This is a genomic window from Sagittula sp. SSi028, assembly GCF_048553715.1.
In the GTDB taxonomy this organism is placed as follows: domain Bacteria; phylum Pseudomonadota; class Alphaproteobacteria; order Rhodobacterales; family Rhodobacteraceae; genus Sagittula.
This window is the reverse complement of sequence record NZ_JBLZNC010000001.1, coordinates 631,825-655,869: the sequence shown is the minus strand read 5'-3', so window position 1 is coordinate 655,869 and position 24,045 is coordinate 631,825. Positions and strand designations below refer to the sequence as shown.

Sequence of the window (24,045 nt, the reverse complement as noted above, 5' to 3'; positions counted from 1 at the left end):
TCCGTTTGGCATCCCCCCGCAAGGAACGCAAAAGCGCGACAGGTGTTGAGCGGCATCAGCGCAAGGAGGCGGGCCGTGTGGGAATGGATGACGAACAACAAAGACGCGATCAACCTTGGCGTGAACGTGGCGATGCTAGTTGTGTGGATCGCCTACCTTCAGGTGTTCTGGATCGGGTTTCGCCGCCAGAACCGCGCCGTGGTGCACATTTCGACAATCCGTGAAAGCGACGGCACCCGCCGGTGTCTGGTCAGCAACATGGGGGCGGATCTTATCTATATTTTAGGGGTGAAAGTCGATGTCTGGTGTGGGGATCGTCGGATGAGCGCGGTGATCCTTGATCGAACCGAAGAAGACGAAGAGGTCCCCGACGGCGATATTCATGCCCGCACACATCAAGGTCCGCTGCGCGGCGGCGAGGTTAAGCAGATCGGACGGCTAACAACCTTGTGTCGACACGCCTTAACGGCAGAGGGCGAGGGTACGTCTCTGGAGAATTGCGAGCGGGTCGAGATCACCGTGGTGGTCGCGGCGCGACAGGCGCATTTGCTAATGGGGGGGCATAAGACCTACGATATCACGCATCCTGAGCAGGGCAGCACGCAATTTGCCCCGGCGCAGGTTCTGACACATCAGTTAACATCGCGCCGGAGACGTAAAGAGTTCACCGAACTCGTGCGCCGGTGATCACCGCTCGCGCCGGGCCATGAAAGCAAGACGTTCAAACAAGTGAACGTCTTGTTCATTCTTAAGCAACGCACCATGTAGCTTTGGCAGCGCATTTGCCCCGTCACGTTTCAGATCCTCGGCGATCAGATCTTCTGCCAAAAGCAGTTTGAGCCAATCCAGAACTTCTGAAGTGGACGGTTTCTTTTTCAGGCCGGGTTGTTCGCGCAGCTCCAGAAACTGGGTCAGGGCCGTGGTCAACAGTTGATCTTTGATGTCGGGAAAATGGACGCGCACGATCTGGCGCAGCGTGTCGGCATCGGGAAATTTAATGTAGTGGAAGAAACAGCGGCGCAGGAACGCGTCGGGCAATTCCTTTTCATTGTTGGACGTAATGATCACAATGGGGCGGGTTTCGGCACGGATGGTTTCACCGGTCTCATAGACATGGAATTCCATCTTATCGAGTTCTTGCAAAAGATCGTTGGGAAACTCGATATCGGCTTTGTCGATCTCATCAATCAGTAAGACTGTTTTCTGACCGGCTTCGAAAGCTTGCCAGAGTTTACCTTTCTTTATGTAATTCTTGACGTCGTGAACCCGTTCATCCCCCAACTGGCTGTCGCGCAAACGGCTGACCGCGTCATATTCGTAAAGACCTTGCTGGGCACGGGTGGTGGATTTTACGTTCCATTCTATCATGGGCACATTAAGTGACGCCGCCACCTGACGCGCCAGTTCTGTCTTGCCGGTGCCGGGCTCTCCTTTGACCAACAAAGGGCGCTGCAAGGTGATTGCTGCGTTAACCGCCATGGTCAGGTCATTGGTCGATACGTAGTTTTCGGTGCCGTCGAAACGCATAGGTGGAACTCCTGCAAGTGATCCTCAAGCCGTAACCGCGCGGCTGAAAGGGTGCAAGATCCGCGTACAGGTGCCGTTGCGACGGATGTGCCTGAAGAGTGTGCTAATGAATTAGGCGGAATTTTAGACATATTTTCCCGTACAGAACAGCATACGGGGACCGGTGGCACTGGCGCAAATCGGCAGTTTGCGCGCAATAAAGGTCCAAAACTGCATGGTTCGCGCGTATCTGGGTGTTTGCTGCACATCGTAGGTATCCTCGGCTATGGCGAAGGATCACAAATCGTTTCACCTTAAGCGGTAACGGCCTGTTTGATGCGCTCTATTGTGTAGTGACAATGCAGTTAGATTTGTTTAAGTCCTGCCCGCAGGGGTGCCAGATATCTAAGGAATTTCAAGATGTCGGATATTGGCGTTGATGAGGGAGCGGACATGAAGGCCGAAACATTTTTACCCGAAGATTATCGTCCCGCCGAGGATGAACCTTTCATGAACGAGCGTCAGACGGAATATTTTCGTCGCAAACTGCTCAATTGGCGGGCTGAGCTGTTGGAAGATAGCCGGGACACCATCGAAACCTTGCAGGAAAGCACGCGAAACATTCCCGATGTGACTGATCGCGCCTCTGAAGAGACCGACCGCGCGTTGGAGCTTCGGACCCGTGACCGTCAGCGCAAACTGGTGTCTAAGATCGATGCAGCGCTTCGCCGTATCGATGAGGGCGAATACGGCTACTGCGATGTCACTGGCGAACCGATTAGCCTGAAGCGCCTGGATGCCCGTCCTATTGCGACCATGAGCTTGGAGGCGCAAGAACGCCACGAGCGCCGGGAAAAAGTGCATCGCGACGACTGATCGTGCAGCAAAGGACCGTTTCAGGTCTTAAGCGAACTTGGATGAGCTAACATAGCGCCGGGCTTTGCCCGGCGTTACGCGTCTGGGGAGGACGCCGGATGGCAAAAGTGATCGTTGTGGGTGCGGGCATCGGGGGGCTCGCAGCCGCACTGTGTCTGCGGATGCGAGGTTTCGATGTCTCGATTATCGAGCAGGCGCCTGAATTGAGGGAAATTGGTGCAGGCCTGCAGATCAGCCCCAACGGCGCGCGGGTACTGGATGCCTTGGGTCTCGGACAGCAACTGCGCGCGGCGAGCGTTTGTGCCCAAGCGGTTCGCCTGCGTGATGGGCTGACAGGCAGCGATGTGGCGACGATACCCGTTGGGGGGGGCGATAACGATGCTTACCGGTTTATTCACCGCGCCGATTTGATCGACCTTCTGGCGCGTCGGGTGACCTCATCTGCGATTAACCTTGTTCTCGGGCAGGCGGTGGTTGGTTTCCAGGACGGGGCGCAACCTTCTGTATCACTGGCCACCGGGGAGCTTTTGCATGGGGATTATATCGTTGCAGCGGATGGGCTTAACTCACGGGCGCGCCCGTATCTGAACGGGACAGAAACTCCCTTTTTTACCGGACAAGTCGCTTGGCGGGCGGTCGTTCCAAACATTATCGGGCATCCGGCCGAGGCGCATGTGCACATGGGCAAGGGGCGCCACTTGGTGACTTACCCTTTGCGTGACGGTAAATTGGTTAACATCGTCGCCGTTGAGGAACGGTCGGAATGGGCTGCGGCCGGTTGGTCTCATACGGACAGTGCGGAAAACCTGCAGCACGCGTTTCGTAGTTTTGCGGAAGACGTCCAGATATTGCTAGGCGCAGTCGAAGTCCCCGGACTATGGGGCCTGTTCCGGCATCCTGTGGCACAGCACTGGCATGGGGAAAAGCTGGCGCTATTGGGGGATGCGGCGCACCCGACCTTGCCGTTTTTGGCGCAGGGCGCGAACATGGCGCTCGAAGACGGCTGGGCGTTGGCGCAGGCGATGGCCGACGACGGACGGTTGGATATTTACCAAGACTGGCGTCGCGATCGCGTGTCACGGGTCGTCGCGGCAGCGAATGGCAACGCATGGAAATACCATCTGCGAAATCCGATTGTGCGGCGGACCGCACATATCGGCTTGCACGCTGTCAGCCGCTTTGCGCCGGAACGCCTCAAGGCGCAGTTCGAGTGGCTTTACGATTATGACGTGACCACACTCGGCAAGCAGAGCTAACAAACTGTTTATCGCACCGGCTTGCGCTGCGCCTTCGTTAAGTTAGGTTACTTCGACCGGGGCGTTGCCTCGTTTGTCCGACGGGAGGGGTGTATGGACAGGTTTGAAGATATTCCTCAACAGGCCTTAGCTTGGCACAATTCCGGCATTGGCGCGGTTCTTGCGACAGTGATCGAGACATGGGGTTCAGCGCCACGCCGGGTTGGCTCGCAATTGGCGATTTCGGGGCGGGGTGAGATTGCAGGCTCTGTTTCCGGCGGCTGCGTGGAAGGCGCGGTAATCGTCGAAGCGCTGGAAGCACTCGAAGATGGCGACTCGCGAGAATTAGAGTTCGGGGTGTCGGACCAAGACGCCTTCGCGGTAGGATTGGCTTGCGGCGGCACGATACGTATTCTCGTGGAACCTGTGGGCGGGGCGCTTCCGGTGGATCTTCTGGACCGTCTCTGCAAGGCCCGCCAAAACCGTACACCGACTGCCTATGTAGCGAATTTGGATAGCGGTGAACGCCGATTGGTCGAAGCCGCGAACGCCGACACGAACCTAGCAGATCGGTTTCGCGCTGACCGGTCCGGTTTTGACGTCGACAGCCGGGTGTTTGTTGGCGTTCACAACCCACCATTGCGCTTGATCGTTGTTGGTGCCGTCCACATCGCGCAGGCTTTGGTGCCAATGGCGCGCATTGCGGGCTACGATCCATTTGTGGTGGACCCGCGCGACACTTTCGCCTCGGCGGAGCGTTTTCCTGACACGCCATTGTTGCACGAATGGCCGGACGAGGCGGTGCAACAGATTGGTTTGGACAGCTGTACCGCACTTGTTTTGCTGACCCATGACCCAAAACTCGATGACCCGGCACTTGAATCTGCGTTGCGGTCGAACGTCTTTTATATCGGTGCCTTAGGCTCCACACGCACGCATGCCAAACGACAGTCGAGGATGGAAGCCGCAGGATTTACGGCTGAGCAGATCGCACGCATTCACGGACCGGTGGGCCTGTCCATTGGCGCGGCTGGGCCTGCTGAAATCGCCATCGCTATCATGGCGGAGATGACGCAGGTTCTGAGGCAGAAAGGATGATCTTTTCGGAGGTCGCTTTGGATGAGGCGGAAGGGTGCATTCTAGCCAATTCCCAGCCGGTTACGACGGGTCGATTGAAGAAGGGTACGCTTTTAGGTTGTAGTGAAATCACACAGCTAAGGGATGCTGGGCTGCAGAGCGTGTTGGCTGCGCGGCTAGAGGTCGGTGATCTGCATGAGGACGCTGCGGCGTTGCAACTCGCGCGCGCTCTGGTTCCCGATGAAGAGCGGTCGGGCTTGCGGATTGGGGATGCAGCGACCGGTCGGGTGAATATATACGCAACCGAGGCGGGTGTTGTCGAAGTGCTCGCAAATCGCATCCACGCGTTGAATGCCGTGCATCCAATGGTCACGGTCGCCACCGTGCCGGAATGGCAACGGGTCAGTTCCCGCAGCTTGGTCGCGACGGTCAAGATTATCTCTTACGCGGTTGCTGACAGCGCATTGGCGGCGGCGTGCCACGCGGGACAGGCAGCTCTGCGGTTGTGTCCGGTTTCAATACGCAATGCCGCGCTGATCCAAACCACGGTCTCGGGCAGCGCCTCCGGCGGCAAAGGGTTCGCTGCTATGGAAGGGCGCTTGGCCCGGTTCAACGTTCCGCTAACCGATGCCGGAACCGTGGACCATAACATTGACGCGTTGTCTGGTGCGATCAGGCAATGCACCGCTGATCTTGTATTGATCCTGACAGGCTCTGCCACGTCTGACATTCTGGATGTCGCGCCTCAGGCATTGCGGAAAGCGGGTGGGGAGGTCACCTATTTCGGTATGCCGGTTGATCCGGGCAACCTTTTGTTTTTCGGGAATATTTCCGGGCGTCCGGTGATTGGCCTTCCCGGCTGTGCCAGATCGCCGGCTATGAATGGTGCGGACTGGGTGCTGGAACGTCTGGTCTGTAATGTCCCGGTGAGCGGCACAGACATCGCGCGCATGGGGGTGGGCGGACTGCTCAAGGAAATCCCCCAACGCGGACGTCTGCGCGAAAGCTAAAGGCCTGACCAAGCATTAAGCATCTTTGTGAAACTCGGTCAGCTCGGGCCGCGTGCCAATGGTGATGTGGTCGATATCCTCCATCGACAACCCGCGAATTAACGACGGGATCATCATTGTAACCAATACAAAGATTGGCAGCCCAACGACAGTGATCACCTGCTGTAGTGCGGACAGGCCGGCTTCGCCAGCCAAGATGATTAACATGGCTGCGACAAGACCTTCTGCGGCGCCCCAAAACACACGCTGATGAACGGGGCCGGGCGTAGGTTTGCCGGTGCACAACATGTCAACGACCAAAGAGGCGGAGTCCGAAGAAGTCGCAAAGAAAATCGCAACGATGATGACTGCGAAACCCTGAACCAGATCCGCGAGCGGGAAGTGTTCGAGAAATGCAAACATGGCAAGCGGAACGCTCTCAGACACGGAGGCGCTGATCTGACCAGCCTCCGAGCCTATCATATTGCGGGCGGCTTGGCCGATGCCATCGAACTGCATTGCCTGCCAGCCAAAGATCGCAAACCAGATCAGGGTAAACAGCGACGGCGCCGCAAGGACGCCGAACACGAACTCACGGATCGTGCGGCCGCGCGAAATCCGCGCCACAAACAGCCCGATGAAGGGCGACCAAGTCACGGTCCACGCCCAGTAAAACACGGTCCATGACCCTTGCCAGCCCCAGGCGTCAGTGTCGGGATTGTTGTTCGCAAGCATGTCATTCCAGAATGCCAGATGCGGTAGATTTTCGAAATACAGACCAAATGTTTCGACGATCCCGCGCAACAGGAACAGGGTGGAGCCGAAAACAAGAACAAAGATCATCAGGGCGACAGCCATGGCAATGTTCAGGTTTGACAGGAATTTTACACCCTTATCCAGCCCCACGACGATCGAAGAGACAGCGACCGCGGTGAGGACAGCAAGGATGATCACCTGAACGGTGGGGCCGTCGCCGGTGCCGAATAATGCATCCAACCCCGCCGCGATCTGGCTGGAGCCGAGACCCAGCGACACCGCGACGCCGAAGAGGGTGCCGAGGATCGACGCGATGTCGATGGCCTTGCCGATGGGCCCGTGAATGCCCTCACGCAGAAGGGGGTAGAAGACCGAACTTACACGGACGGGTAATTCATATCGATTAATGAAGTATGCAAATGCCAGTCCGGGAAGGGTGAAGATGGTCCAAGTGTGAAGGCCAAGATGGTAAATTGCGATAGAGATCGCGTCACGGGCAGCCTCGTGGGAGTAGGGCGTGACGCCGGGGAGCGGAGGATTGCTAAAATGTGAAATGGGTTCTGCCACGCCCCAGAACATCAGAACGGTTCCGATGCCGCCGGCGAACAACATGGTGAACCAGCTTAGGTTGCTATATTCGGGCCGCGATCCTTTGCGTCCCAGTCGGATGTGGCCATGACGCGACGCGGCGACCCAGATCAAAAAGCCGAGCCAGATGTTCACGCCGAGGATAAAGAACCAGCCAAGATTGGTTACGATCCAAGACCGACCTGCCGCAAACGCTGTTCCGATCGGTTCAGGAAATAAAATTAGCGCCAGAACAAATAGCAGGGTGAAGCCGGCAGAGGTGAAAAATATGACTGGGTCGGTTTTCAACCCCAGCCGATCGGCAAGCTGTTGCACGTAAAGTCCCCCGAATTCGGTATGTTTCAAATACAACGCAGGGGTGCACTGGGGTGTTCCTTGCCGAGCCGAAGTTTCCTGAAAATTTATTAGGTTGGCGTGGACTTTCGTTCAGACCCGCCAACGGGGACGTCGCGTGATACTAAATTGCTAGATGCGCAGCACATTCAAGGCAAAAGAAAAGGCCCGCCAAAGTGGCGGGCCGTTCAATTCGTTAATGCGAAGCGGCGATTATTTCACCGGGGCCGGACCGATCATCATAACCATCTGACGGCCTTCCATCTTCGGCATGTTTTCCACTTTGCCGATGTCTTTCACGTCCTCTGCAACGCGTTCAAGCAGCTCACGACCAAGGTTCTGGTGCGCCATTTCGCGTCCACGGAAGCGCAATGTCACTTTGACCTTGTCCCCTTTTTCAAGGAACTTAACCACGTTGCGCATCTTTACATCGTAGTCGTGGTTGTCCGTGCCGGGACGGAACTTGACCTCTTTGACTTCGATGACTTTTTGCTTTTTACGGGCTTCGGATTCACGCTTCTGCTGTTCATACTTGAACTTGCCGAAGTCCATGATCTTGCACACGGGTGGGGTCGCGTTCGGCGAAATCTCGACAAGGTCGAGGCCGGCGCTTTCGGCCAATTCCATGCCACGCTGGGGTGTTACAACGCCCACATTTTCGCCCTCAGCGCCGATCAGGCGGATTTCGGGGGCGCGAATGCGTTCGTTTACACGGGGTCCAGTGTCGCGGGTGGGCGGCGCGTTGTGCGGTCTGCGGGCTATTGGAATGCTCCATCTTGCAGTGAATGTCAGGGCGACAACCTAGACTTGGCCGCGCCTTCTTTCAAGCGGCAATCGCCGTGATACGCAACGAAATAGGCGGTTTTTGCTTGCGCATGCTGCGTCGCGGCGGCACTTGTGTTGCGGGTGCGTGTGTGCCCATCACAATAACGTGTATGTGTTCAACAAAAGATAAACCAAGAGGGGGTATCGCCATGGGTAAGCAAATCGGGGCGGTCATTGCCGCAGCCATTGCCATCGGTGCATATTTTTTTGCCACCAGCGATAAAGGGGAAGAGGCCCGCGAGGCTGTGGCCTCGTCCGTAGACGCTGTGTCCGACAGTGTAAGCGAGGGCACAGCCGCCGTGAAGGAAACCGTCGAAGGCGCGGCTGACGCGGCCGCTGATGCAGCCGAAGCGGTCGGTGAGGCCGCTGCCGAGGCTGTGGAAGCTGCCGAAACCGCAGCAGAAGAAGCTGTGGCTGCTGCCGAGGATGCGGTTGCTGATGCGGTCGAAGCTGCAGAAGGTGTGGCCGGTGTCGCAGCCGAGGCTGCGGGCGCTGCCGCCGAGGAAGCCGCCGCCGCCGCAACACAGGCCGCCGACGCGGCTAAGGATGTCGCAGCAGAAGCCGTCGAAGCCGCGCAATTCGCAGCAGATTCGGCCGTAGAGGCCGGGACAGACACCGCTGCTGCCGCCGCCGAAGCTGCCGCTGATGCCGCAGAAACCGCGACGGATGCTGCGCAAACCGCTGCTGCAGCCGCGTCGGAGGCCGGCTCCGCCGCCGCTGAGGCCGTTGAAAGCGCAACAGAGATGGCCACCGATCTGGCATCTGATGGTGTCGAGGCCGCCGCCGAGGCTGCAGAAGCCGCCGCCGACACGGCGCAGTCTGCCGCAGATACCGCTGCAGAGGCGGCAAGCACTGTAACGGGTGAGGCTGTCGAAGCTGCGGATGCCGCGGCCACCTCGGCCCAGGTTGCCGCTGACACGGCTGCGGATGCCGCTGCCGATGCAACCGCTTCTGCCGCCGAGGCTGCAGAAATGACTGCAACCGAGACAGCTGAGGCTGCAGCCGACACCGCATCGGCCACGGCAGGTGAGGCTGTCGAAGCCGCATCAGAGCTGGCACAGGATGCCGCCGAAACGGCCGAAGTCGCCGCCGACACGGCGCTTGAAACTGCTGACGAAGCTGTCGCCGCAGCAGACGCCGCGAGTGAAGGTGTCGAAGATGCCGCCGTTGATACGGTCTCTGCCGCAGCCGATAGCACCGCTCGGGCTGTCGATGCCGCAGCGGACGCAACAGCCGAAGCAGGCGAAGCCGCAGCCGAGGCCGCAGAAGCCGCGGCCGAAGCGCAAGCCGCTGCAGCCGATGCCGCAGGCACCGTGGCAGGCGAGGTCGCGACCGAAACCGCCGCCGAAGTCAGCCTGACCGATCTTCTGACCGTGGACGGCTTCGACTATGACAAGGCCGTGGAATATGTTGACGGTGCGGATCTGGACCTGAAAACCAAGATCGCGGGCAAGGCGGCTTTGGAAGCGGTCAAGAACAACCCCGACATCAGCCAAGAGGCTTTGGACAAGGTGAAGGACATCCTTGGCCTGAACGCCGAAGCTGCGACGGAATAAAGCATCAAAGGGGCGGCCCGTGGGGTCGCCCTTCGCTAAAGCCTCAGGCCGCAGGGGCAACCTTGCGGCCTTTTCTTTGCCCCGCCGACCAAAAACGCCGCCCCGAAAGGAGCGGCGTTTGACTATTTCGAGATCGAAGAGCCCCTCAGTCGAGGAACGCTTTCTCAACCACGTAATGCTTGGGGTCCGAATTCGCCCCTTCTTCCAGCCCGTACTCCTCGAACATGTCTTTGAGTTCGAGGTTGAATGCCAGATTGCCGCAAATCATCGCGCGGTCTGTTTCGGCGTTCATTCCGTCAACGCCCAGATCGCGGAATGCCTCACCCGAGCGCATCAGGTCCGTGATACGGCCCATTTTGGCGGACTCTTCACGGGTTGTGGTCGGGTAGTATTTGATCTTCTTCCAGAAGCCTTCGCCGATGACCTCGTTCAGCAGCTCATCATCCTTGAGGCCTTCGATCAGCTCACGACCATAGGTGAGCTCGCCTGCTTCGCGGCAGGTGTGCGTGATGATGATCTCGTCGTAATCCTCATAGGTCTGCGGCTCACGCAGCAGCGATGCAAAGGGCGCAAAGCCGGTGCCGGTGGCAAAGAACCAGATGCGTTTGCCGGGCAGCAGCGCGTCATGCACCAACGTGCCCACAGGCTTGGGGCGCATGACGATCTCGTCGCCGACCTTGATGTGCTGAAGCCGCGACGTCAGCGGGCCGTCCTCGACCTTGATCGAGTAGAATTCCATCTCTTCATCCCACGACGGGGAGGCGATGGAATAGGCACGCAGCAACGGCTTTTCGCGACCCGTCTTTTCGTCGGTGGTCATCAGACCGATCATGACGAATTCGCCCGACCGAAAGCGCAGCGACGCGGGGCGGGTGCACCGGAAGGAAAACAGCCGGTCGGTCCAGTGTTTCACCGCGGTTACGGTTTGTGCGTCGGGCACGGCTTTCTTGGCGGGGGCGGGTTTGGTTTCGGTCACGGTTGTCTCGGTCATGTCTCACTCTCGCCGGTGGAGGGTACCGGCACCTCGTCTCTAGCTGGTGTTTGCGGCATAGAAAAGCGCAGCGGTCGGTCGGGCGGATCCGGCGTAGGGCGGTGCTCTGCGCCGCCTTTGGCCGGGCCGGGTGTTAGCCGCGGATGCGCGATTGATAGTCGTGGGCCTGCCAATCGGCCCGAAAGATCCATTGCGCCTCGGGCTGACGGTCGGCCAAGGCCTGATCAATCTCGACCTCGTCAAAGCCGCAGCGGCGCGCCATGGCGTATTGATCCGCCAGCACGTGGCCTTGCGCGCGCAGCCGTCCGGTGAAGCCTTGCAGACGCAGGATTTTCGCCAGACTGAACCCGCGCCCGTCTGCGGATGACGGGAACGCGATGCGGATGTTGGCCGCCATATCAGGGGTCAGGGTCGCGGGATCGGTGTCAGAGGCAAGATCCAGAAATTCGGTGTCGTCTGCGGCGTGAAAGCCGTCGTCTCGGACGATAATGCTCATGTGTCGGTCCTTATTCAGGGCGGGCAGGGTTCAGGGCAGGCGGGTTGAAAACCCGCCCTACGTTGTGTTGCGCACGGGCTTTCCGTCGGGGCCAAAGTGGATGCCGCATTCGACCTTGTCCTGACCGCGCCAGCGGCCGGCCCGAGGGTCTTCGCCGGGGGCGACTTTGGACGTGCAGGGGGCGCAGCCGATCGACGGGTAGCCTTGCGCGACCAGCGGGTGTTTGGGCAGGCGGTTTTCTTCCATATAGGCGCGGACATCGTCCGGTCCCCAATGGGCCAGCGGATTTACCTTGATCCGGCCTGTGGACTCTTCGAGTTCGAAGAAATCCATATTGGCGCGGGTCGCAGACTGATAGCGTTTGCGCCCCGTAATCCACCCGTCAAAGCCGCGCAGCGCATTTTCCAACGGCTGGGTTTTGCGCAGATCGCAGCAGCGGTCCTGATCGGACAGTTTCAGCGCGCCGTAGGGGTCGTGTTTGTCCAAAACGGCCTGATCAGCGCGGATGATGCGTAGATCCTCAAGATGCAGACGCTCTGCAATCTCTTGCTGGTATGTCAGCGTCTCTGCGAACAGCAAACGGGTGTCGATGAACAACACCGGCGTTTTGCGGTCGACCATCGCCACGAGGTGCAGCAGCGCCACGGATTCCGCCCCGAAGGACGAGACCATGGCGATCTTGCCCGCCTCGGGGTCATTGAGCGCCCCCGTCAGCACCGCTGTCGCCGAATGATGGCGATAGCGGGCGTTCAGGGTTGCCACGTGGTCGCGTTTTGCCGCCAAATCAGGGGGCTTGTGCGCGTGTTCAGCAAGGGCTGCCATGGCTCATGCGGCCTTTGTCCGTTTGGAGGATTCGCCGTAAAGCGCGGTTTTGAACGGCTCCATCCCGACGCGGCGGAAGGTTTCGAGGAACGTCTCCTCGGCACCGCTGCGCTGGCCCATGTAGGTTTCCACGATCTTTTCGATGGCGGGAACGATGTCCTCGGCCGAAAAGCCCGGACCGGTGCGTTCGCCCAGCGCAAGCGTTTCGGTGTGATCGCCGCCCAGTGTGATCTGGTAGTTTTCGACGCCAGCGCGGTCCAGCCCGAGGATGCCGATATGGCCCACGTGATGGTGGCCGCAGGCGTTGATGCAGCCAGAGATCTTGATCTTCAGATCGCCGATCTCGTGCTCGAGCTTCAGCTCGTCAAAGCGGGTGGCGATTTCCTGCGCGATCGGGATCGAACGCGCGGTCGCCAAGGCGCAATAGTCCATGCCGGGGCAGGCGATGATGTCCGAGATCAGACCGATGTTCGCCGTGGCCAGACCATGCGCCTGCAGGATTTTGTGCACGGCGGGGAGGTCGGATTTATGCACATGCGGCAGCACGACGTTTTGTTCATGCGAGATGCGCAGCTCGCCGTGGCCGTAGTCACGGGCCAACTGTGCCATGACGCGCATCTGCTCGGCTGTGGCATCGCCGGGGGTTGCGCCATGCGCCTTCAGGCTGATCTGTGCGATGGCGTAGCCCGGGGCCTTGTGCTCGGTCAGGTTGGTATCCACCCAGGCGCGGAACACCGGATCTGCGTCATAAGCCGCATCATATTCGTCGGTCGGCGCATTGCGGAACGCGGGATTGCCGAACTGCGCCGCGATATCGCGGAACAGGTCCATATGCGCGCCGGTAAAGGTCGGGCGGACCAGTTTGTAGCGTTCCTCGACGCGGGCGCGGATGTCATCAATACCGTGTTCGTGCACCGTGATCTTGATGCGCGACTTGTATTTGTTGTCGCGACGCCCGAGCAGGTTCCAGACAGAGACCACGGATTCCAGATAGGCCGGCAGATCTTCGAGCGAGACCCAATCGGCAATCGTTTTGCCGATCATCGGGGTGCGGCCCAGACCGCCCCCTACGACGACCTCGGCGCCAAGAACGCCGTCTTGTTCGTGCAGACGCAAGCCGATGTCATGCGCCTTGATCACGGCGCGGTCGTTTTGCGAGCCTGTCACTGCGATCTTGAACTTGCGCGGCAGGGCTTGGAATTCCGGGTGGTCGGTGGACCACTGGCGGATCATCTCGGCCACGGGACGGGGATCGGCGACCTCGTCCGCGGCGGCACCGGCGAAGTGGTCGGCGGTCACGTTGCGGATGGTGTTGCCCGAGGTCTGGATGGCGTGCATCTCGACCTTGGCCAGATCGTCCAGCATATCGGGAATGTCCGACAGCGTGGGCCAGTTGTACTGGATGTTCTGACGGGTGGTGAAATGGCCATAGCCCTTGTCATAGGTCTCGGCCAGATGGGCAAGCATGTCCATCTGATCGGCCTTCAGCGTGCCGTAAGGAATGGCCACACGCAGCATATAGGCGTGCAGTTGCAGGTAGACGCCGTTCATCAGGCGGAACGGTTTGAACTCGTCCTCGGTGAGCGATCCGTCCACGCGGCGCGCCACCTGCGCGCGGAACTGGCGGTTGCGCTCTGCGACAAAGGCTGCGTCGAAGTCGTTATATGTATACATCTGGCTGGTCTTTCTCTCAGAGGTCGACTTGCTTGCCGTGGGCATAGTTGGACGGGCCGGTGCGACGGAATTCCTCGCGGAAGTGGGTCGGCTGCGGGCCATCGTCCGACGGCGCCATATCGGCGAGATAGGCGCCCACGATTTCGGACTGGCGGGCGGCGGCCTCGACCAGACGGACCTGCGCATGGGCCTCGTCGGTCAGAAGCTCTGCCTTGGACAGGTAGGGGCTCCATTCGTCCTGCGCCGTCAGATAGACGACGTCGCCGGACATCAGGGCATTGGCGGTGATCACTTTGGGCGTGAACTGGCGGGGCATCAGGAGACCTCCTGCTGGCGTTGCGAGAGCGTGGCCTGCGCCACGGGAAGGGCCGCGCGCGGGGCGAGACCGTAAAGGATCAGGGCGGGGCCATCCGGACAACGGTCCAGATCGGCAGATAGCGTGGCAAGCGTGGTTTCAAGGATGTTCTGTTCGGGGCGCGACGCGTTGGAGACGACGCTGACCGCTGTATCGGGTGCTGCCCCGTGCATCAAGAGCCGACCCTGCACAAAGCGCGCGGCCCGTTTGCCCATGTAGATGGCGGCGACCTGACCGGGGGCGGCCAGCGTTTTCCAATCGTGATCGGCGAAGCCTTCGGTGTCATGAGCGGTCAGCAAGCTCACCTGCTGGTTGCGGCCACGTTTGGTCAGGCTTTGACCGATGGCGGCCACGGCGGCAGAGGCTGCGGTGATGCCGGGCACGATCTCGTAAGGGATGTCATGGGCGGCGAGCGTGTCGATTTCCTCGTCAAGGCGGGCAAACAGGGTCGGATCACCGCCCTTGAGCCGCACGATCTGCGCGCCGGTGGCGGCGTGTTCGACCAACAGCGCGTTGATTGTCTCTTGGGGCGTGTGCTTGCCAAAGCCGGTTTTGCCCACGTCGATCATCAGCGCCTCGCGGCGGGCGAGCTCCAGAATGGCGGCAGGGGCCAGACGGTCATACAGGACCACATCCGCCTCGTCCAAGGCGCGACGGGCCTTCAGCGTCAGCAGATCGGGATCACCGGGGCCGGAGCCGACAAAGGAGACAAAGCCGGGTCGCCCCTTGCGCGCCAGATGGTCCTTAAGCAGATCATCCAACGTGTCGCGGACCGCGCCCTCTCCCTGCGGCAGAGCACGGGGCCCCGCGTTGAAATAGTAGTCGCGCCAGAAGTCGCGGCGCGCACGGCCAAAGGGCAGCGCCTCTGCCATCTTGCGGAACCCCTGACCGATGCGGGCAAGGGTGCCGGTGGCCATCGGCAGACGTTCTTCCAGATCGGCCTTGATCGCGCGGGCCAGAACCGGGGCCGCGCCTTCGGTGCCGATGGCGACGGTCACGGGATCGCGGTCAACGATGGCGGGGGTGATGAATTCACTGTCCTCGAGATTGTCCACCACATTCAGCAAAACACCCGCGCCATGGGCCAGCCTGCCGGTGCGCGCATCCATGTGATCGTCCTCATCAGCGGCATAGACCAGTGAGGCGCCGATCAGGTCGCAGGCCTCCAGCGGGCGACGGTGCAGGGAAATGCGTCCCTCATCAGCCCATTGCACCAGCTCGGGCGCGGCCTCGGGGGCAAAGACATGCAGGTTGGCCTCGGTCTTCATCAGCAGGCGCAGTTTTGCCAGCGCCGCGTCGCCGCCGCCGGACAAAACAACCACACGGTCGCTCAGCGCAAGAAAGATCGGAAAGTGGCGCATGTGAAACCCTCTGCTTGTTGCCACTGGATATAGGATATTCTTCCCCTCTCGGGCTATAGGCTGCGCGGAATAAGGAAATTCATTCTTGCTGATCCGTTAATTTGGAGGAATATTCCCCGTTGCGCCTCATAAAGGAACAGTGATGAAAATCGACGCCACGGATCGGAAAATTCTTATGGAATTGCAGCGGGACGCCAGCCAGTCGCTGGATGAGATCGCCAAGGCGGTGGGCTCCTCCAAGACGCCGGTGTGGAACCGGATCCGTAAACTGCGCGAGGCGGGCATCATCGGCCAGCAAACGGTGCTGCTGGATGCCGAGGCGCTGGGGTTCGAGGCCTGTTTCTTTGTGCTGATCCGCACCAGCGAACACGAGGCGGATTGGCAGGCCAAGTTCCTCAAGGCGCTGCGCGACCGCCCCGAGGTGCAAGAGGCGCACAGGCTTGCGGGCGATATCGACTACATCCTGAAGGTGCGTGTCAAAAACGCCCGTGCCTATGACGAATTCTATCAGGCGCTGATTTCAGAGGTGAAGGTGCACAATGTCACCGCGCTGTTGTCGATGGAGGAAATCAAGACCACCGTGGCGCTGCCGCTTTGATCAATATGTGACGGGCAGGGCCTCCAGCCCGTGAAAGTGGTAGAGGTTGGCGTATTGCGGAACACCCCGCAGGGCGAGATCCGGTAGCCGGTCAAACAGGATCGGCAGGGCGATCTGCAATTCCAGCCGCGCCAAGGGGGCACCGACGCAGAAGTGCAGCCCGGCACCAAAGCTGGTGTTCTGCTTGATCGTGCGTGTGCCGTCGAATTGGTTGGGCGCGTGCCAGACATCGGGGTCGCGGTTCGCAGCCCCCAACAGCAAGGCCACCTGATCCCCGCGCTTGAAGCTGTGATTGTATAACGTGACATCTTCGTAGGCGTAGCGCGTGAACATGTGCAAAGGCGGATCGTAGCGCAGGATTTCCTCGACCACCTGCGGGGCGGTGTCATCGGTGATGCGCTGTCCGGTCTCCAGCAGGGTCTTGATCCCGTTGCCCATGGTGTGGACCGTAGCCTCGTGCCCCGCATTCAGCAGCAAGACCACCGTGGCGATAAGCTCTTGGGTCGACAGGCGGTCGCCGGCTTCTTCGGCGGCGATAAGATGCGACAACAGATCATCCGCAGGGGCGCGGCGGCGGTGGTCGATCAGATCGGTGAGAAACGCCGCAAACTCAGCGGCGGCACGGTTGGCGCGGTCCTCGATCTCGCGGTTGCGGCGGGCCTGATACATGGCGACCATGTCGTTCGACCACGCCAGAAGTTGGTCGGCATGGCTGTCAGGCACGCCCAGCAGACGGCAGATCACGATCACCGGCAGCGGCTGACACAGCTGCGGGATCAGATCAGAGCGCCCGTTCGGGAGGGCGTCGATCAGGGCGTGGGTCTGGGCTGTGATCTCCGGCCCCAGTTCCGCCACGCGGCGCGAGGTGAACGCCCGCGTGACCAAGCCGCGCAATCGCGTGTGGCGCGGCGGTTCCAGCTCCAGCATGGAGTGGCCGTCGATGGCGTAGAAGCCCGCCAGATGCGCCGGGGTCGGCTGCGCCAGCTCCGGCGGCACCTCACGACCAAACCGCCGATCCCTGAGCAGGGCGGACACCGCCCGATGCGACACGGCACAAACCCGATCGTAGTCGGACCAATAGGCCAGATCGCCGCCTGCGCGCATGCGGTCATAAAACGGATAGGGGTTCTGGACAAAGACCGGGTCGGTGGGGGATTGGGTGTACGTGATCATCGCGATAGCTGACATGGCCGTGGCGGTGCTGGCAAGAGGCCGATAGGATGCGCGCCATGAAAACGGGTTTGCAAAAACGCTGGGCGGTGCCTGCGTATCTTCTGGCGGTCTTGGCGCTGGCTTGGAGCGTGTGGTCCTATGGCTACGGGCAGGCGGTGGGCCAGTTGGCGGCGCGCGGGCAGGCGGATCTGGCCTTGGCAGCGGACCGTCTGGTCACCGGCTTGCTGAAATACCGCACCGCTGCGGTTTTGCTGGCCGACCATCCCGTGTTGCAGCAACTCCACGAGGCACGCACACGCACATGGCTGCCCGAGGACGGACCGCGCGCCCGTGCCGAAAGCTACCTGCGCACCAGCGCGGACCGCACCGGCGCGGCGCTGGCGCTGTATACCGACCGCGAGGGCCAAACGCTTGCGGTGTCGGGCGAGGGCGCGGTGCCTGCCAATCTGGCAGACCAGCCGTGGTTTCAACGCGCCGCCCGCGGGGCGCTGGGGGCCGATGTGGGCTATGACCCTGACACCGGGGCGCGGCGGTTCTTTTTCGCAACGCCCAGCCTTGGCCCGGACAGTCAGGTTCTTGGCGTGCTGGTCATGGTGGTCGATCTGGAAGACCTCGAAGGCACATGGCGGGGCGCGCGGCCTTCGGTGTTCTTTACCCGCGATGACGGGTCGGTCATTGTCACCAACCGGTCCGAGATGCTGTTGTGGACCTTGGGCGGCGATACTGTGCTGCGGGCGGACGGCTCTGTCGCGCCGCTTCGGATCGGACAGGCGGGCGGCGTCGAGGTCTGGCAACAGGATTGGTCCGATTACGTGCCCGCGCGGGCGGTGCATCTGGTCCAGCCCTTGCCGGTGGTGCGCCTGCAGGCCGAGGCCTTGGTCGACGTGGCCCCCGCGCGCCGGATTGCGGCGTTGCAGGCGGGGTTGGTGGCAGTGCTGTGTCTGGGCTTTGGCGCTGTGATGTGGCTGGCGGGGGCGCGGCGGCGGACCTTGGCGCGGGCCAATGCCTCGCTCGAGGCGCGGGTCCACGCCCGCACAAAGGCGCTGCAAAACGCCAACACGGCCCTGCTGCGCGAGGTGGGGGAACGCCAAGAGGCAGAGGCCGCCTTGCGCCGTGCGCAGGCCGATCTGGTGCAGGCGGGCAAGCTGTCGGCGCTTGGCCAGATGTCCGCAGGCATCAGCCATGAACTCAACCAACCGCTGATGGCCATCCGTCAGTTTGCCGAAAACGGAGAGGCGTTTCTGGACCGCGACCGCCCCGACCGCGCGCGCGAAAACCTGTCCCGCATCACCGCACTGTCGACCCGTGCCGCGCGTATCATCAAGAACCTGCGCGCCTTTGCCCAAGGCGAAAGCGAACCCATGACGCGGGTCGATCTGGCGGCGGTGCTGGATCAGGCCTGCGAGCTGACAGAGGCGCGCTTGGCCGCCGATGGTGTGGTGCTGCGCCGCGACCATCCCACAGGCGTCTATGTCAAAGGGGGCGAGGTCCGGCTGGGGCAGGTGTTCGTGAACCTGATCAACAACGCAGCCGACGCCATGGCGGGACAGCCCGACAAGGTGATCACCCTGCGCGTCACTGAAAGTACGCGGGTCGAGGTGTCGGTGCAGGACACCGGACCGGGCATCGCCGATCCCGAAAAACTGTTCGAGCCGTTCTATTCCACCAAACAGGTGGGCGAGGGGATGGGGCTGGGCCTGTCGATCTCCTACGGGCTGGTGCAAAGCTTTGGCGGCAACATCCGTGGCCGCAACACCGACGGCGGTGCGATTTTCACCGTGGATCTGGACCGCTGGGATACCGCCGCCCCCGATTGATCGCGTGCAAATTGCTGCTCGCGTCGGAAAGCCCTGCGCAGGCGTCGTTTTGTGCCGCACCGTGGTCACGGGTTTCCGATGTGATGCAGTTTGACCGCCAGCGCCGCCTGCGGGCTGTGGAAAACGCGGATGCCTGCAGGATCGGCACATTCCACGGACCTCTCACCGGTGCTAGCGAGACTTTGACGTACAACACAACGCGCAACAGGCGCGGACCACAGCGGAGAACTTGAACTATGTCCCGATATGCCCTGACCGTGGCCTGTCCCAGCACCCGTGGCATCGTCGCCGCCGTTTCGGCCTTTCTGGCAGAGCACGGCTGCAATATCACCGACAGCGCCCAGTATGACGATCAGGGCACGGGCCAGTTTTTCATGCGCGTCAGCTTTGTCGCCGAAACCGGTGCCGCGCTCGCGACGCTGGAGGCGGACATGGCCGAGGTGGGCGCACGGTTCGACATGGATTATGCCTTTCACGACGAAGCGTCTAAGATGAAAGTCGTGATCATGGTGTCGCGCTTTGGGCACTGCCTGAACGATCTGCTCTATCGCGTGCGTATCGGCGCGCTGCCGATCGAGGTGGTGGCCGTGATCTCCAACCACATGGACTATCAAAAGGTGGTGGTGAACGCGGATATTCCCTTTCACTGCATCAAGGTGACCCCTGAAAACAAGCCCGAGGCCGAGGCCGCGATCATGCGGGTGGTCGAAGACGCAGGCGCGGATCTGATTGTGCTGGCGCGCTACATGCAGATCCTGTCCGACGAGATGTGCCAGAAGATGTCGGGGCGCATCATCAACATCCACCACTCGTTCCTGCCGTCTTTCAAGGGGGCGAACCCGTACAAGCAGGCGTTTGAGCGTGGGGTAAAGTTGATCGGGGCGACGTCCCATTACGTGACGGCCGATCTCGACGAGGGGCCGATCATCGAACAGGACATCGTACGCGTGTCCCATGCGCAAAGTGCTGCGGATTACGTGTCCTTGGGCCGTGATGTCGAGGCACAGGTTCTGGCGCGCGCGGTTCACGCCCACGCCCACCGGCGCGTGTTCCTCAACGGGGACAAAACGGTGGTGTTCCCGGCCTCTCCGGGGTCGTACAGCTCTGAACGCATGGGCTGATCGGCCCCGCGCGGTTGAAACCGCCGCCAAACCACGTCACATCTGCCCCTGACACCTGCCGGTGTCAGGGGTTTTCGTCCAAGGGGTGTGACAATGGCCAAACGGGTTTTGTTGGTGGATGATGACGCGGCGGTGCGCGAGGCTTTGTCCCAGACACTGGAATTGCACGATTACACCCCCGAGGCCGTCGGCTCCTTTGTGCAGGCGAAGGATCTGATCTCCTCTGCCTTTGACGGGGTGATCGTGTCCGATATCCGTATGCCCGGGCGCGACGGGTTTCACCTGTTGGACTATACACGGGGCATCGATCCCGACCTGCCGGTGATCTTGCTGACGGGCGAAGGCGATGTGCCCATGGCGGTGCGCGCCATGTCGGACGGCGCTTTCGGATTTCTTGAAAAGCCCTGTTCTCCCCGTGACCTGACGGCGGTTGTCGACCGCGCTCTGTCGATGCGGGCGATGGTTCTGGAAAACCGCCGCATGAAAGAGCAGGCAGAGGCCAGCGACCCCGCCGCGCGGCTGATCTTTGGCCGCTCAGCGCTGGTGGACGCGCTGCGCGCACAGGTCCGCGTCGCGGGACGGGCGGGGACCGAAGCCTTGGTCACAGGCGCGCCGGGCAGCGGCGTGTCCAAGGTGGCCGAAGTGATCCACCTGTCCTCGGTCCAATCGAAAGGGCCGTTTGTGAAACGCGCAGGCGCAGGTCTGGACCGCGCGGGGCTGGATCAGGCGTGGGAGGCCGCACAGGGCGGGGCGCTGTTTCTGGATGAGGTCGGGCAGTTGCCAAATGACACGCAGCTTGCGCTGGCCGATGCCTTGGAGCGTGGCGGCGCGCGTTTGATTGCGGGCAGCACGATGGATTTGACGCAGGCTGTGGCCTCTGGCCGGTTGTCGGCGGATCTGTTCTATCGCCTGCAGGTCTGTCAGGTGCGTATCCCGTCCTTGGCGGAACGGCCCGAGGATATTCCGGTGCTGTTTCGCCATTACGTCGCACAGGCGGCGGAACAGGCGGGGATCACCGCGCCGGACGTCACGCCCGAACATGCGGCGGGGCTGATGGCGCAGAATTGGCCAGGCAACGCGCGGTCGCTGATGTCGGCGGCGATGCGCTTTGTGCTGGGCATGCCCGAAGAGCTGTCGCAGTCCAAGGATCTGGGGCTGGCGGAGCAAATGGCGCAGGTGGAACGGGCGCTGCTGGCGGCGGCGTTGGGACGGCACAACGGGCGCGCCTCCGAGGCGGCCAAGGCGCTAAAGCTGCCGCGCAAGACCATGTATGACAAGCTGGCGAAATACGGGCTGAAGCCGGAAAGTTTCAAACGCGACTGAGCGGGCGATTGTTTAGTCGTGCTCGAAGTGATGCAGCCAACAGGTCTGGATAAACTGCGCCATCCCGTCGGGAATATGTGGCCGTGCCCAGTCGGTGCCGTTGAACGCCTCTAACGCGGCCTGATCCTGCCAAACGGAGATCATGGCATATTCATTTGGTGTGACTGTCGACGGATAGCCAATTGTGACAGAGAGACATCCCGCAGCACGGGCTACGGCGGCGCGGGCTTTGGTGGCAAACAGCGGCTCAAAGGTGCTGCGCAGTTCCGGCGGGATCTGAACTCTGTAAATGCGTGTGATCATCCGCAGGAATGTGCCGTATTTGGCACCCCGACGCCAGAGCGCTGCGCAATTTCCGCAAAGGAAAGCGCGGGCTGTGATTTGAAAATTGCCGTCACGCGCGATTCGGGATGTGATTCTGTGGAAAACGGGTCGAGTTGTGCGAAATATCGCACAACCGACGGGGCGGTCTGTGCGGCTTATCGCACAATGCGGTATAGGGGTTTGTCAGGTTTGCGCGTTTGATCGGGTTAACATTCTGTAAGTATTTGGAAATTTGCAGGCGGGGGATTTTTCTTGCGTGAACCTTGCGCGGCTTCCCGCCTGTGCGTCTTTTACGTCCAGCCGGTGCCTTTGGAGGGGTGCCGGATATGAAACAGACGTATTCCGGGGAGGATACCCATGAAAAAGTTTCTTATGACCGCAGCCGCGGCCGCGATCACCGTGTCTGGCGCAACCGGCGCAATGGCGGCCTGTGACGATGGCGAAATGGTCATCAAGTTCAGCCACGTGACCAATACCGACCGTCACCCTAAAGGCATCGCCGCCACACTGCTGGCAGAGCGCGTGAACGAAGAGATGAACGGCACCGCCTGCATGGAGGTCTTCCCGAACTCCACGCTGTACAACGATGATCAGGTTCTCGAAGCGATGCTGCAGGGCGACGTGCAGATGGCCGCGCCGTCGCTGTCGAAGTTCGAGCAGTTCACCAAAGTGTTCCGCATCTTTGACCTGCCGTTCATGTTCAAGAACATCGATGCAGTGAACGCGTTCCAAGCCTCCGAGACCGGTCAGGCGATGAAGGAATCCATGACCCGTCGCGGTCTGCTGGGCCTGCAGTTCTGGCACAACGGTATGACGCAGATTTCCGCCAACAAGCCGCTGGTGTCGCCCGAGGATGCCGCCGGTCTGAAGTTCCGTGTTCAGCCCTCTGAAGTGCTGAAAGCCAACATCTCGACACTGGGTGCAAGCCCGCAGCCGATGGCGTTCTCGGAAGTGTATGGCGCGCTGCAGACCGGCGTTGTAGACGGGCAGGAAAACACCTGGTCGAACATCTACGGCCAGAAGTTCTTTGAGGTGCAGGACGGCACCACCGAGACCAACCACGGTGTTCTGGACTACCTCGTTGTGACCAACATCGACTGGTGGGAAGGTCTGGACGACGGCGTGCGCGAGCAGCTGGCCACCATCCTGCAGGAAGTCACCGAAGAGCGTAACGCCGCCGTGGGCGAAGTCGACAAGGAAGCGCGTCAGGCGGTTCTGGATGCAGGCGGCGAGATCCGCGAATTGGACGCGGCTCAGCGTCAGGCCTGGGTCGACGCCATGAAGCCGGTCTGGGAACAGTTTGTCGGTGACGTCGGTCAGGAAAACATCGACGCCGCACAGGAAATCAACGCCCAGTTCTGATCTGGACGTAAGATATTGACCGGCGGCGGCAGTTCCGGCTGCCGCCGGTTTTCAATGGGGGCTTTGCCCCCGCCGCGCCCCGGAGGCGCGCCTCCCCCAAGGTATTTGGAGCAAGAAAAAGCAAGGGCGTTCCTATGCGGGGTCCCGGGCTTTTGCGGGGAAGGCGTGATGGCCCGGGGTGCTTTATGCAGGAGGGGGACATGGCGTCTCATACCCAACCCGACTCGATGCTCGGGAAATTGGTGAACGAGCTCGAAGAGACGTTCATCGCAGTCATCCTTGGGGCGATGACCATCATCACCTTTATCAATGTGGTCTTGCGCTACGTGTTCAACACCGGTTTGAGCTGGGGTCTGGAAGCGACATCGTTTCTGTTTGCCTGGCTGGTGCTGTTCGGCGTGAGTTATGCGGTCAAGACCACGGCCAATCTGGGTGTGGATGCGGTGACCAACCTGCTGCAGCCCTCTGTGCGCCGTGTGCTGGCGCTGGTGGCGGGGGCGGTCTGCATTGCCTATGCGGTGCTGCTGATGAAGGGAGCCTGGGATTACTGGGCGAATTTCGCGAACCTGCCGCAGACCACGGGGCGCTGGTTCCCGACCGGTTTCGAGGAGATGTCGCGCACATCCTATCGCAGCTGGTATGAGGTGCTGGACATTCCGATGCCGGAGGTTTTGCGCTTCCTTGAGCCGTTGATGAACGAGGGCGGGACCTACGAGAAAATTCCGCGGTTCATCCCCTATTTCATCTTGCCGTTTGGTGTCGCACTTTTGCTGTTCCGCTTTGTTCAGGCGACGATGCGGGTCTGGCGCGGGTCGGCCAACAGCCTGATCGTTTCCCATGAAGCCGAAGACGCGATCGAAGACGTCGCGCATCTGAACAAGGACTGA

The 24,045-nt window shown here is 60.9% G+C and carries 23 protein-coding genes; 12 read left to right on the top strand and 11 right to left on the bottom strand.

Translation table 11 applies throughout. The features are described from left to right. Positions 1-75 precede the first annotated feature (75 nt). Positions 76-687: a hypothetical protein gene (locus ACN5AZ_RS03160; RefSeq protein ID WP_419427386.1), complete on the top strand. Its 612-nt coding sequence runs from the start codon at positions 76-78 to the stop codon at positions 685-687. Here the strand turns inward: ACN5AZ_RS03160 and ACN5AZ_RS03155 are convergent, their stop codons facing one another. Further along, a complete protein-coding gene (locus ACN5AZ_RS03155) occupies positions 688-1,527 on the bottom strand; it encodes an AAA family ATPase (RefSeq protein WP_419427385.1) in 840 nt (279 codons plus the stop codon). A 432-nt stretch (positions 1,528-1,959) separates the two neighbouring features. On the opposite strand from ACN5AZ_RS03155, the gene dksA reads away from it, so the two are divergent. The 4 genes from dksA (at position 1,960) to ACN5AZ_RS03135 (ending at position 5,704) form a co-directional block, all read left to right on the top strand. After that, on the top strand, positions 1,960-2,382 hold the full coding sequence (dksA, locus tag ACN5AZ_RS03150) for an RNA polymerase-binding protein DksA (protein WP_419427467.1): 423 nt from the start codon (positions 1,960-1,962) through the stop codon (positions 2,380-2,382). 98 nt (positions 2,383-2,480) lie between these two features. Continuing rightward, positions 2,481-3,638, top strand: a complete 1,158-nt coding sequence (locus ACN5AZ_RS03145) for an FAD-dependent monooxygenase (protein WP_419427384.1) — start codon at positions 2,481-2,483, stop codon at positions 3,636-3,638. 93 nt (positions 3,639-3,731) lie between these two features. Beyond that, entirely contained in the window at positions 3,732-4,715 is a 984-nt protein-coding gene (locus tag ACN5AZ_RS03140; RefSeq protein WP_419427383.1) for an XdhC family protein, read from the top strand. Next, a complete protein-coding gene (locus tag ACN5AZ_RS03135; protein WP_419427382.1) occupies positions 4,712-5,704 on the top strand; it encodes a molybdopterin-binding protein in 993 nt (330 codons plus the stop codon). Before ACN5AZ_RS03140 ends, ACN5AZ_RS03135 begins: the two co-directional genes overlap by 4 nt. A 15-nt stretch (positions 5,705-5,719) precedes the next feature. Here ACN5AZ_RS03135 and ACN5AZ_RS03130 read toward each other — a convergent pair whose 3' ends face one another. Then, positions 5,720-7,342 (bottom strand): BCCT family transporter, encoded by a 1,623-nt coding sequence (locus ACN5AZ_RS03130; RefSeq protein WP_419427466.1) that lies wholly within the window; start codon positions 7,340-7,342, stop codon positions 5,720-5,722. Positions 7,343-7,573: 231 nt separating this feature from the next. After that, positions 7,574-8,122 (bottom strand): translation initiation factor IF-3, encoded by a 549-nt coding sequence (gene infC, locus ACN5AZ_RS03125; protein WP_419427465.1) that lies wholly within the window; start codon positions 8,120-8,122, stop codon positions 7,574-7,576. Between the two features lie 212 nt (positions 8,123-8,334). Here infC and ACN5AZ_RS03120 point away from each other — a divergent pair, with 212 nt between their 5' ends. Next, positions 8,335-9,741: a hypothetical protein gene (locus ACN5AZ_RS03120; RefSeq protein WP_419427381.1), complete on the top strand. Its 1,407-nt coding sequence runs from the start codon at positions 8,335-8,337 to the stop codon at positions 9,739-9,741. Positions 9,742-9,886: 145 nt separating this feature from the next. Here the strand turns inward: ACN5AZ_RS03120 and ACN5AZ_RS03115 are convergent, their stop codons facing one another. The 6 genes from ACN5AZ_RS03115 to cysG form a co-directional block, all read right to left on the bottom strand. After that, entirely contained in the window at positions 9,887-10,732 is an 846-nt protein-coding gene (locus ACN5AZ_RS03115) for a ferredoxin--NADP reductase (protein WP_419427380.1), read from the bottom strand. A gap of 133 nt (positions 10,733-10,865) precedes the next feature. Further along, positions 10,866-11,228 carry a DUF934 domain-containing protein gene (locus tag ACN5AZ_RS03110; protein ID WP_419427379.1) on the bottom strand — a complete coding sequence of 121 codons (363 nt, stop codon included), beginning with the start codon at positions 11,226-11,228 and terminating at the stop codon, positions 10,866-10,868. A gap of 57 nt (positions 11,229-11,285) precedes the next feature. After that, positions 11,286-12,050 (bottom strand): phosphoadenylyl-sulfate reductase, encoded by a 765-nt coding sequence (locus ACN5AZ_RS03105; protein WP_419427378.1) that lies wholly within the window; start codon positions 12,048-12,050, stop codon positions 11,286-11,288. A gap of 3 nt (positions 12,051-12,053) precedes the next feature. Further along, a complete protein-coding gene (locus tag ACN5AZ_RS03100) occupies positions 12,054-13,724 on the bottom strand; it encodes a nitrite/sulfite reductase (protein WP_419427377.1) in 1,671 nt (556 codons plus the stop codon). 16 nt (positions 13,725-13,740) lie between these two features. Beyond that, a complete protein-coding gene (locus ACN5AZ_RS03095; protein WP_419427376.1) occupies positions 13,741-14,040 on the bottom strand; it encodes a DUF2849 domain-containing protein in 300 nt (99 codons plus the stop codon). After that, positions 14,040-15,440, bottom strand: a complete 1,401-nt coding sequence (gene cysG / locus ACN5AZ_RS03090; protein ID WP_419427375.1) for a siroheme synthase CysG — start codon at positions 15,438-15,440, stop codon at positions 14,040-14,042. Before cysG ends, ACN5AZ_RS03095 begins: the two co-directional genes overlap by 1 nt. A gap of 142 nt (positions 15,441-15,582) precedes the next feature. On the opposite strand from cysG, the gene ACN5AZ_RS03085 reads away from it, so the two are divergent. Further along, positions 15,583-16,038 carry an Lrp/AsnC family transcriptional regulator gene (locus tag ACN5AZ_RS03085; RefSeq protein WP_419427374.1) on the top strand — a complete coding sequence of 152 codons (456 nt, stop codon included), beginning with the start codon at positions 15,583-15,585 and terminating at the stop codon, positions 16,036-16,038. On the opposite strand, the gene ACN5AZ_RS03080 is transcribed toward ACN5AZ_RS03085, so the two are convergent. Further along, positions 16,039-17,211, bottom strand: coding sequence for a cytochrome P450 (locus tag ACN5AZ_RS03080; RefSeq protein WP_419427373.1), 1,173 nt, complete (start codon positions 17,209-17,211; stop codon positions 16,039-16,041). Positions 17,212-17,267: 56 nt separating this feature from the next. Here ACN5AZ_RS03080 and ACN5AZ_RS03075 point away from each other — a divergent pair, with 56 nt between their 5' ends. From ACN5AZ_RS03075 to ACN5AZ_RS03065, 3 genes are all read left to right on the top strand, one after another. After that, positions 17,268-19,028, top strand: coding sequence for a sensor histidine kinase (locus ACN5AZ_RS03075; protein ID WP_419427372.1), 1,761 nt, complete (start codon positions 17,268-17,270; stop codon positions 19,026-19,028). 236 nt (positions 19,029-19,264) lie between these two features. After that, the gene (gene purU / locus ACN5AZ_RS03070; RefSeq protein WP_419427371.1) at positions 19,265-20,149 is read left to right on the top strand and encodes a formyltetrahydrofolate deformylase; all 885 of its coding nucleotides are present in this window, start codon (positions 19,265-19,267) and stop codon (positions 20,147-20,149) included. 93 nt (positions 20,150-20,242) lie between these two features. Next, complete coding sequence (locus tag ACN5AZ_RS03065) at positions 20,243-21,472, top strand: sigma-54-dependent transcriptional regulator (protein ID WP_419427370.1); 1,230 nt, start codon at positions 20,243-20,245, stop codon at positions 21,470-21,472. Positions 21,473-21,484: 12 nt separating this feature from the next. Here ACN5AZ_RS03065 and ACN5AZ_RS03060 read toward each other — a convergent pair whose 3' ends face one another. Further along, positions 21,485-21,775, bottom strand: coding sequence for an antibiotic biosynthesis monooxygenase family protein (locus ACN5AZ_RS03060; RefSeq protein WP_419427369.1), 291 nt, complete (start codon positions 21,773-21,775; stop codon positions 21,485-21,487). A gap of 378 nt (positions 21,776-22,153) precedes the next feature. Between ACN5AZ_RS03060 and ACN5AZ_RS03055 the strand changes: the two genes are divergently transcribed. Continuing rightward, positions 22,154-23,158 carry a DctP family TRAP transporter solute-binding subunit gene (locus ACN5AZ_RS03055; protein ID WP_419427368.1) on the top strand — a complete coding sequence of 335 codons (1,005 nt, stop codon included), beginning with the start codon at positions 22,154-22,156 and terminating at the stop codon, positions 23,156-23,158. A gap of 200 nt (positions 23,159-23,358) precedes the next feature. After that, entirely contained in the window at positions 23,359-24,045 is a 687-nt protein-coding gene (locus ACN5AZ_RS03050) for a TRAP transporter small permease (RefSeq protein WP_419427367.1), read from the top strand.